Source organism: Pseudomonas sp. (assembly GCF_026224925.1).
Lineage (GTDB): Bacteria > Pseudomonadota > Gammaproteobacteria > Pseudomonadales > Pseudomonadaceae > Aquipseudomonas.
The window spans coordinates 1-9,961 of record NZ_JAMFRV010000001.1 but is presented as its reverse complement, the minus strand read 5'-3'; the positions used below and the strand labels follow the sequence as shown (position 1 = coordinate 9,961).

Here is a 9,961-nt window from a genome sequence, read left to right as displayed (position 1 = left end):
GTGCTGAAGCTCTCCATGCTCAACAGTTGCAGGCCTGGCTGGGCTTTGAGCAAGTCCCTGAGCACGCCGCGCATTTTATCTGGAGAGATCAATTCGCTCGTGTTGTGATCGATCTGCTCCAACAAATGTGCGCTGGTGGTGGAGCCCAACAGTAACGCGCGGTTGTACGGAATATTCGGGTCGGCTTCGAGTGCGGCGTGTAGTTTGGCCAGCGCCGCCCCGGCCTCAAGGCCTCGGGCGTCGGTCGCCTGGTAGTCAGTGGTTTGTTTGATCCCGGCTATCGTGAGGGAACTGCCCAGCACCAAAACATACAGCATGGCGCACAACGCCAGGCCGGCACCGTATGCCAGCCATTGCTCTCGCGCGGAAAGGACTTGCCAGCGGGTCAACCATTTGGCGGTGTTCATGGGCTGTCCTTTGGATCGGTAACCCGTGAGGACAGGTCGAAATGGAAGAGCTGATCATCATTTGAGCGTTGCATATCGAAACGCGCAAACTCACGCCCTTTGAAGGCTGCGTTCTGCCCCAGCAGTGACAGGTACTCCGGCAGCATTTGCGGGGTCTGACTGAGCCCCTGCAAGCGCATTTGGGTACCGCCTTCACGCAACGAAATAGTGTCTAGCCATAAACCGCTGGGCGGGTGCTGTTCAGCCAGCGCTGACAGCGGCGCAACGAAACCAACACGCTGTTGGGCTGCCACGACTTTCAAATAGTCGATCAAGCGCTCCAGGGCATGGTTTTGCTCATCCAGGTCGGCCAGCCGCAGCGGCAGTTGGGGGTCCAATACAGGTTGCACGAAGGAAGCCTTTGCTTCTTCCAGTTGGCGTACCTGCTGCTGTTCCCGGCTTTGCGCTTGGGCCAACCGTGCCGCGCCCACATGCAGGCGCCAGCCTTGCCAGGCAGCGTGGCTGAGGCACAGCAAAACGAGCAGTGCCAAGCCGCAGGCGAATTCCACCGTGCGAGGGCGGCGAGCGACTTTTGCATCCGCTTTGTAGAGGTTAATGTTTTGCATTACGCAGCAGCCTTGCGCAGGGCGGCGCCAACTGCCGCCATGCAGGAAGCCTGTGTCTGTTCATCCAGTTGAGCAGCTGGTTGCCCGTCAAATAGCTCGCGCAAATCCAGCGCTTGCAATTGAACGGTCAGGCGGTTTTCCAGCGCCTGCAGCGCATCGATGCCATCGCGCTTCATCGGCAGCAGCAGCAAGCGGTTTATAGGCCCTTTGCCCAGTTGGCTTTCGAAATAATCGAGTGACCGTTGAATCTCCAGCGTGGCTGCAGAAAAGTCCGGTCCAGCCTGTTCGATACCGTGCTCGATAACGCGTGCCATGTACAAGTCGGCGCCATGCTGCACGCAGATCAGGCCACCGCTGGAGCGCAGGCGCAAGACTGCAATGTTCAGGTTCTGAGCCCCGGCCAGCAATCCAAGATTGCGCAGCGCCATTTCAGTGACATCTACACTCTCAAGCTTGAGATTCGCCTGCTTGATCAGGTCACACCACTCCTGCAGCCGCGTTTTATTCACCACGGCGCAATACGCCATCTGCGAGCGGCCACGATAGGCATCAGCGGGCAAGGCAAAAGCGTCCACGACGACATCTTCAAGGGGCTCTTTGATGAGGTCCTTGATGCGCCATCTCATGGCATCACCCAAGTCTTCAGCGGGAACGTCAGGGCTTTCTACCAGCAGCATCTGGTACGCAGCAGGGTGCAGCACCAGATTAACGGACAAGCCATTTAAGCCTAATTCGTCGACCAGACTTTTCAATACAGAGTGATGTAGCTTTGGGGACGACTCGCGAAAATGACAATGAAGTAAGCGCGGTGTTTCGTTGGTGCGTTGTAAAATATGGGCTACAGCAATACCGGTCGGGCTAATTTCAACGCCCACAACTCCGCTTGCAGTGGTTTTAGACTTCGTAAACCACATGACTTCTTACTCGTTATCTGGCGAGGTGCGCCAGTACCACATCGAACGCAAGGACTGCGATATCGTGACGATACCACGGATTGAAGAACAAGCTTATTTGATGGATGTACGGTCAGGAACGCGACAGGAAGAGTGATGGTAAAAGGCCGCATACCTATGAATTATATGTACATTCATTCGGATGCATATTGTGGATTTTTAAATCTATATGGGTGAGGTAATAATTTATAATGTATTGAAATATAAGGATAAAAAATTTTATCTGAGACTAAAGTATAAACACTTGATAGGCGATGCGAGGATTAAGAATAAACCGGTTGTTTATTTTAAAACAAACGTTTGAATGGGGCCTGTTTTAAACGCTGTCGTAAAAATTACCACTAATTTTCTGGCGATTGTTCGTAGGTGGGTGTGGGATTTGCTAGCGGTGTAACTATATGTTTTTAGGAAAAAACCAGAGGTCTACATTAGCCAGGTCAGAGGATTAATTAATTAAGCTAGACAGCCTCCTGTGCCCCTGCGGTTTGGTGTTGCTCCTAAACGACGCGGGGCAAATTAATTTATTTTAGGTCGAAATTTCTCAAGATATAAGCAGCGCTGTTCTTAACAAAAGCGAGTCGTAATTCATGGAGCGGTTACTTAATCAATTTGATGTGCCTCACCTGGAGATTTTCCTTTTGCTTGAGGGCATTTTCGGCGTTTCCCGACATACACCACCATGTCGCCTTGCTCGCGTGACCTCGTTTACCTCAAATAAACGATATCGGTCATCGTGACGACGGAGGCCATGGACTGATCGAGCTGGGAGTGCTGATTGGATGCCCATATGGCTGCGGTCGCCGGCGCTCAGCTATTGGCGAGGAGCCGCTCCGATATCGCGCTGTTTGATGCATTAATCGAAAGCTATCGGGTGGCGGGTCCTCTTCCGGCGTAGCGGTGCAGTCTTGCGGGCCGACGCCGGGCTTAGAGCCTTGGCGTTCAGGCAACTTTCCGCTTCAGGATTAAAGCATTCAATGGTGGTGTCTTTTACGACTTGCCAATTCTTAATAACGACGGTCCGTCGGAGCGGAACCTGAAATTGGGAACCGATGTAGCTGTTCCCGCCATACACCTATTCACAAATGGTCATACGCCATTTTTTGCTCCTCACAGAGGGCTTCAAAAATGCAACCAACGTCATCGCTGCCTCCGAGCAGTAGGCCCGGCATCACCGTTCAACCGGGTCATGAACTCACCGCCACTGGCCAAGCCGGGCCGGTACAGCGTGCAGCAGCCATCCGGGAGCGGAACAGGGGCGAGATCCGAGAGACCTTGGGTTCTATGTTTAGCCCGCATATCACTGCGGGTAATCGTGAAAGGTTCGACGCTCTGATGGACAACCGCAGTGACGAGCTGGCCAATATGGGTCAAAGCCGGGCGGACGTACTCGCGCTTAGGGACAAAGGCGAAAGTTGGAACAAATTCTTCGATTTTGGCGTCGGCGCAGTCAACTCGGCATCCTTCGGCGCTGCGGGAGTTGTCACAGGGCTTGTACCCGGGATTGGCAGCGCGGGCGGCCGAATCAGTGATCCTGGTGTGCAAAACATGATTAACGGCGTGATCTTCGTCGCCTTTAATACTATCGGCGTCAATTTGTTAAGTCGCGCCACCAGCAATACGCGATTCGCGACCGCAAAGGATCATGAGCTAGACCCGGTAATGGCCGAAGCTGCCAAGAAAACAGATGCCTCTATGCTGGAAAAAATTGGCGAGGGCGCGGGTACGGTTCAAACGTTTACCGGTCGAACGGTACTGATGTCAGGCATTCAGGCATTGGTGAACAAAACCGCCGGCCCGGCGGCGGCTGCTCATGTGGGCACAGTTTCCAGTGGTGCAGGAGCGCCGCTTGCTGGAGCCTTCATGCAACTTTCCCAAGGGGTTATCGATGGCCATAAGCATCGAACAGGCTTTGAATACTTGCTTTCCCGTCAAAACGATTGGAAAGAAAAGTATACCGAGCTGCAAAACTACACCCCGGGAAAAGCGATTCTGAATGGTGGCAAGCGAATGTCCCTAGTCCCAATGGATGCTCTGCAGGACCTTACTAAATCGCTCCAGGCGTTATTTACCCCCAAAGGTTTGGTCGCAGAGTTTGGTGTATTGGGTGGAGGCATCGCAGCCGCCGAAAAACTGCGCTCGTTGGCTTCGGCTTCTGCCACTGAAAAAGGCTGGTCATCAACAGCTGTATTAAGCGCTGGCAATGCCACTGCGGCGTCAGCGTACGCGGTGGTGTTTGCCGCTTGGGTTGCAGCAGGCGTTCTCACACCGCCTATCGCAGCAAAAGTAGATGCCCTCATGACTAAGATTCGTGGCGGCGATGGCGTTGACTCGGCTGATGTCGCGGAGCTTCGCACGCACCTACTGACTGAAGAGGAGCGTGAACCAGCACATGCGGTAGTCGCGTCACCGGCTGTGCGCGATCAAGCTGCAGAGGATGCCATCGCGCGCATGGTCTGATTGGATTCACTGTTGGAGGAGGCGGTGTCTTCTTTCAACTGCGTTTCTACAGGCTATTGCCCCTTAGCCTGTCTCACTAGGCCAAGGGGCAATCCCAATAGATTGTGTGAAGCTAAGCCTCCCAGCCCGCCCCACTTACCGCCGCCTGCGCCAGTGGGTGCATGTCCGCCCCCTGATGCGCCGTCTGCCAGGCTAGCAACTCCTTGCGCATGCCCGGCGTCCAAAACATCTTCAGATGATTACGCACGCTGAGTACGGCCTGTTCCTGGTCCGGTTCGCCAGCGAAGTACTGGGCGATTTGGTTGGCCATTTTGATCAGGTTGGCAGTGCTCATTGGCGTACCTCGGGTTTTGTTCCGGCGGTGCGTGCCTGGCGACGTTCGTCGAGCAGGCTTTGTTGTTTATCACTGAATTCCTGGTAGCGTTTTTGCCACTCGGAAGGGTGATAGACGCGGCTGACCTCCACGGCAGTGACCTTGTACTCCGGACAGTTGGTGGCCCAGTCGGAGTTGTCGGTGGTGATCACGTTGGCCCCCGATTCAGGGAAGTGGAAGGTGGTGTACACCACGCCTGGGGCTACCCGTTCGGTGACCCGCGCACGCAGTACGGTCTGCCCGGCGCGGCTGCCGATACCGACCCAGTCACCTTCGTTGATGCCACGGCTCTCGGCATCGGTCGGGTGGATTTCCAGGCGGTCTTCGTCGTGCCAGGCGACGTTGTCGGTACGCCGGGTCTGGGCGCCGACGTTGTACTGGCTGAGGATGCGCCCGGTGGTCAGCAGAAGGGGATAGCGGTTGTTGACCTTTTCCTCGGTGGGCACGTAGCCGGTGAGCATAAAGCGCCCTTTGCCGCGCACGAATTCGTCGATGTGCATGGTCGGCGTGCCGTCCGGTGCCTCGGCATTGCACGGCCATTGCAGGCTACCGTGGCGATCCAGTTCGGTATAGCTGACGTTGGTGAAGGTCGGCGTCAGGCTGGCGATTTCATCCATGATTTCTGACGGGTGCTTGTAGTGCATGGGATAACCCAGGGCGTTGGCCAGGGCCACAGTGCCTTCCCAGTCGGCCTTGCCGCCCAGCGGCTCCATCACCTTGCGCACTCGGGAGATGCGCCGCTCGGCGTTGGTGAAGGTACCGTCTTTTTCCAGGAACGAGCTGCCCGGCAGGAACACGTGGGCGAACTTGGCGGTTTCGTTGAGGAAAATGTCCTGCACCACCACGCATTCCATGGCCGACAGAGCCGCGGTCACGTGCTGGGTATTGGGGTCGCTCTGGGCGATGTCTTCGCCTTGGCAATACAGGCCTTTAAAGCTGCCGCCCAAGGCTGCCTCGAACATGTTAGGAATGCGCAGCCCCGGGTCCGGTTGCAGGGTGACGTTCCAGGCCTGTTCGAACTGCGCGCGTACTACTTCGTTGGAGATGTGCCGGTAGCCGGGCAGTTCGTGGGGGAAGGAGCCCATGTCGCAGGCGCCCTGAACGTTGTTCTGCCCACGCAGCGGGTTTACGCCCACGCCTTCGCGGCCGATGTTGCCAGTGACCATCGCCAAGTTGGCAATGCCCATGACCGCGGTGCTGCCTTGGCTGTGCTCGGTGATGCCCAAGCCATAGTAGATCGCCGCGTTGCCGCCGGTAGCGTACAGACGGGCGGCGGCACGGATGTCGGCAGCGGCTACGCCACAGATGGCGCCAAGGACTTCCGGCGAGTTTTCCGCACGGCTGACGAACTCGCTCCAGCGGGCGAAATCGCTGCCCTCACAGCGGGCGTCGATAAAGGCCTGGTCGAGCAGGCCTTCGGTGACGATGACGTGGGCCAGGGCGTTGAGCATGGCGACGTTGGTGCCTGGGCGCAGCGCCAAATGCAGTTCTGCGCGGGCATGCACCGAGTCCACCAAGTCAATGCGTCGCGGGTCGATGACGATCAGTCGCGCGCCTTCCCGCAGGCGGCGTTTGAGCTGTGAGGCGAACACTGGGTGGGCGTCGCTGGGGTTGGCGCCCATCACCAGGATCACGTCGGCCTGCATCACCGAGTCGAAACTCTGGGTGCCGGCGGACTCGCCCAGGGTTTGTTTCAGGCCATAGCCGGTAGGTGAGTGGCAGACCCGTGCACAGGTGTCGACGTTGTTATTGCCAAAGGCGGCGCGTACCAGTTTTTGCACCAGGTAGGTTTCTTCGTTGGTGCAGCGGCTGGAGGTGATGCCACCAATAGAGTCGCGACCATATTTTTGCTGCAGTCGGCGAAATTCGCTGGCGGCGTAGGTCACCGCTTCATCCCAGCTGACTTCCTGCCAAGGATCATTGATGTGCTTGCGGATCATCGGCTTGGTGATGCGATCCGGGTGGGTGGCGTAGCCCCAGGCAAAGCGTCCTTTGACGCAGGAGTGGCCGTGGTTGGCGTGGCCGTTCTTGTCTGGAACCATGCGTACCAACTTGTCGCCTTTCATCTCCGCGCGGAACGAGCAGCCCACGCCGCAATAGGCACAGGTGGTGATCACGGCGCGTTCGGGTTGGCCCAGTTCGACCACGCTTTTTTCCATCAGGGTCGCGGTGGGGCAGGCTTGTACACAGGCGCCGCAGGACACGCATTCCGAGTCGAGGAAGTTCTCGCCACCGGCGGCCGCAACCCGGGATTCGAAACCGCGCCCGGTAATGGTCAGGGCAAAGGTGCCCTGGGTTTCTTCGCAGGCGCGTACGCAGCGGTTGCAGACGATGCACTTGCTCGGGTCGTAGTCGAAGTAGGGGTTGGAGGTGTCCTTCTGATCGGCCAGGTGGCTGTCGCCTTCATAGCCGTAACGCACTTCCCGCAGGCCGACCTGGCCGGCTACGGTTTGCAGCTCGCAGTTGCCGTTGGCCGAGCAGGTCAGGCAGTCCAGTGGGTGATCGGAGATGTACAGCTCCATGACGTTGCGGCGCAGGGTCGCGAGCTTCGGCGTCTGGGTATGCACGCTCATGCCTTCGCTCACCGGCGTGGTGCAGGACGCCGGGTAGCCGCGCATTCCGTCGATTTCGACTAGGCACATGCGGCAGGAACCAAAGGCTTCCAGGCTGTCGGTGGCACACAGTTTAGGGATGGTGGTGCCCAGCAGTGCGGCGGCGCGCATCACCGAAGTCCCTTCAGGCACGCTGATGCTGCGGCCGTCGATGTTTACGGTGACTTGCACCAGGCTGTCGCGGGCCGGGGTGCCAAGGTCAATAGTGTTGAGGTCGATATCTGTTTTCGGGTCGAAGAGGGTGATCATTGGTCGGCCTCCGAGGGCTGCAGACCGAAGTCGGCGGGGAAGTACTTGAGGGCGCTGGCCACCGGATAGGAGGTCATGCCGCCCAACGCGCACAGCGAACCGTATTGCATGGTGTCGCACAGGTCCCTGAGGATGATCGCCTGCTCATCACGACCATTCTGGTCCGGCGCGGCCAGCAGGCGGTCGATCACCTCCACGCCCCGGGTCGAGCCGATGCGGCATGGGGTGCATTTGCCACAGGATTCCTCGGCACAGAACTGCATGGCGAAGCGCGCCATGTGGGCCATGTCCAAGCTGTCATCAGCCACCACCACGCCACCGTGACCGAGCATCGCGCCCATGGCGGCGAAAGCTTCGTAATCCAGCGGAGTGTCGAATTGTGCGGGTGGCACCCAAGCGCCAAGGGGACCGCCAACTTGGGCGGCCTTCAGCGGCCGGCCACTGGCTGTACCACCGCCGTAGCCTTCCACCAGTTCGCGCAGGGTCAGGCCAAAGGCCCGTTCCACCAGGCCGCCATGACGAACATTGCCCGCCAGTTGGAAGGGCATGGTGCCCAGGGAGCGGCCCATGCCGTAATCGCGATAGAACTGCGCGCCCTTGGCCAGAATCAGCGGCACCGAGGCCAGGGTCAGCACGTTGTGCACCAGGGTCGGCAGGCCGAACAGACCCTGCAAGGCGGGGATCGGTGGCTTGGCGCGGACGATCCCGCGCTTGCCTTCGAGAGAGTCCAGCAGCGCGGTTTCTTCACCGCAGATGTAAGCGCCGGCACCGACTCGTACTTCCATATCGAAGGCCAGGCCGCTGCCGCCGACATTGGCGCCGAGGTAACCGGCTGACCGGGCGATTTCCAACGCTTCGCGCAGTGTGGTCACGGCCTGTGGATATTCCGAGCGCACATAAATGTAGCCGTAGTTGGCCCCGACAGTGATGCCGGCAATGGCCATGCCTTCGATCAGCAGGAAGGGGTCGCCTTCCATCAACATGCGATCGGCGAAGGTGCCGGAGTCGCCTTCGTCGGCGTTGCACACAATGTATTTCTGCGCAGCCTGGGTGCCACGCACCGTGCGCCATTTGATCCCGGCCGGGAAGGCCGCGCCGCCACGACCACGCAGACCAGAGTCGAACACGGCAGTCGCGGTCTGCTCACCGCCCAGGGCGATGGCTCGGGTCAAGCCCTCGAAGCCGCCGTGGGCCCGATAATCCTCCAGGGACAGCGGCCGGGTAATGCCGGCGCGGGCGAACAGCAGGCGTTGTTGAGTCTTTAGATAAGGCAACTCCTCCACCAGGCCCAAGGCCAGGGGATGGGCGGATGGCTCGCCTTGCAGCGCATCGAGCAGGGACGGCACATCGGCGGCGGTCAGCGGGCCGAAGCCGATACGGCCTTGCGGGCTGTCCACTTCCAGCAGGGGTTCCAGCCAGTACAGGCCGCGCGAGCTGGTGCGTTGCAGCTCCAGCGGTAGATTGCGCTCCCGGGCCTGAGTGGCAAGGGCCACGGCCACCTCATCGGCACCCACGGCACGGGCAAGGGAATCACTGGGCAAATAGAGGCACGGCATCATGCGTCCTCCTGGCAAGCATCGAGCAGGGCATCCAGGCTTTCGGCGCTGAGCCGCGCATGCACTTGGCCATCCAGCTCCAGGGCTGGCGAGCAAGCGCAGGCTCCCAGACAATACACCGGACGCAGACTGATGCTGCCGTCGGCGCTGCTGCCGTGGTCATCCAATTGCAGGCGTTCGCGCAACTGCGCTGCGAGCTGCTCGGCGCCGCGGCTCTTGCAGGACTCGGCCCGGCACAGACGCAGGATATGCCGGGCCGGAGGCGCGGTGCGGAAGTCATGGTAGAAGCTGATTACCCCGCGAATCTCCGCCTGACTCTGGTTGAGGGCGTGAGCAATCTTGGGGATGGTGGCATCGGGGATGTAACCGAGGCCCTCCTGAATCTCATGAAGGATGGGCAACAGTGCGCCGGGGGAGCCCTTGTGGCGCTCCAGCAGGCTGGTGACCATAGGCAGGTGAAACATATCATCAGGCATACAGCAATTCCTCACGGTCACGGGCAAACCAGGCGGTTGTCAGTTGTCCGAAAGTGTCGGCTGCGGCACTCATACCACGTCACGGTATCGTGGTATTTCAGGCCGGTGGCCAGGCACCCTTAGGGGCATCTTGTTGGACCCCGGTACGATCTTTGCCGCACCTTTTATAGGGATAAAAAACAGCTTGCCACGTCGGATGCGATTCATCTACACCAAAGCGACGTGTTTGGTTCTTTCTACGACCATGGGGTGGGTCTAGGGGAGGGTGGGACG

The 9,961-nt window shown here is 58.9% G+C and carries 7 protein-coding genes and 2 pseudogenes; 2 read left to right on the top strand and 7 right to left on the bottom strand.

The window, feature by feature from the left end; translation table 11 throughout:
- The 3 genes and pseudogenes from M0974_RS00045 to M0974_RS00035 all read right to left on the bottom strand — a co-directional run.
- Positions 1-407, bottom strand: a pseudogene (locus tag M0974_RS00045) (MSHA biogenesis protein MshJ); the annotation flags it as partial.
- Positions 404-1,012 (bottom strand): PilN domain-containing protein, encoded by a 609-nt coding sequence (locus M0974_RS00040; RefSeq protein WP_297830956.1) that lies wholly within the window; start codon positions 1,010-1,012, stop codon positions 404-406. The gene M0974_RS00040 and the pseudogene M0974_RS00045, both read right to left, overlap by 4 nt.
- A complete protein-coding gene (locus M0974_RS00035; RefSeq protein ID WP_297830953.1) occupies positions 1,012-1,728 on the bottom strand; it encodes an MSHA biogenesis protein MshI in 717 nt (238 codons plus the stop codon). Before M0974_RS00035 ends, M0974_RS00040 begins: the two co-directional genes overlap by 1 nt.
- A 1,027-nt stretch (positions 1,729-2,755) precedes the next feature.
- Here M0974_RS00035 and M0974_RS00030 point away from each other — a divergent pair.
- Together M0974_RS00030 and M0974_RS00025 are read left to right on the top strand one after the other, a co-directional pair.
- Positions 2,756-2,860 (top strand): annotated as a pseudogene (locus M0974_RS00030) (TetR/AcrR family transcriptional regulator); the annotation flags it as partial.
- Positions 2,861-3,090: 230 nt separating this feature from the next.
- Positions 3,091-4,422: a hypothetical protein gene (locus M0974_RS00025; protein WP_297830950.1), complete on the top strand. Its 1,332-nt coding sequence runs from the start codon at positions 3,091-3,093 to the stop codon at positions 4,420-4,422.
- 112 nt (positions 4,423-4,534) lie between these two features.
- Here the strand turns inward: M0974_RS00025 and M0974_RS00020 are convergent, their stop codons facing one another.
- From M0974_RS00020 to M0974_RS00005, 4 genes are read right to left on the bottom strand one after another with little or no spacing between them, the layout of a single operon-like run.
- Positions 4,535-4,756, bottom strand: a complete 222-nt coding sequence (locus tag M0974_RS00020) for a formate dehydrogenase subunit delta (RefSeq protein WP_297830947.1) — start codon at positions 4,754-4,756, stop codon at positions 4,535-4,537.
- Positions 4,753-7,656 carry a formate dehydrogenase subunit alpha gene (gene fdhF / locus M0974_RS00015; protein ID WP_297830943.1) on the bottom strand — a complete coding sequence of 968 codons (2,904 nt, stop codon included), beginning with the start codon at positions 7,654-7,656 and terminating at the stop codon, positions 4,753-4,755. The genes M0974_RS00020 and fdhF overlap by 4 nt, the downstream gene beginning before the upstream one ends.
- On the bottom strand, positions 7,653-9,215 hold the full coding sequence (locus M0974_RS00010) for an NADH-quinone oxidoreductase subunit NuoF (RefSeq protein WP_297830940.1): 1,563 nt from the start codon (positions 9,213-9,215) through the stop codon (positions 7,653-7,655). Before M0974_RS00010 ends, fdhF begins: the two co-directional genes overlap by 4 nt.
- Positions 9,212-9,688 carry a formate dehydrogenase subunit gamma gene (locus M0974_RS00005; RefSeq protein ID WP_297830937.1) on the bottom strand — a complete coding sequence of 159 codons (477 nt, stop codon included), beginning with the start codon at positions 9,686-9,688 and terminating at the stop codon, positions 9,212-9,214. The genes M0974_RS00010 and M0974_RS00005 overlap by 4 nt, the downstream gene beginning before the upstream one ends.
- Positions 9,689-9,961: the final 273 nt, after the last annotated feature.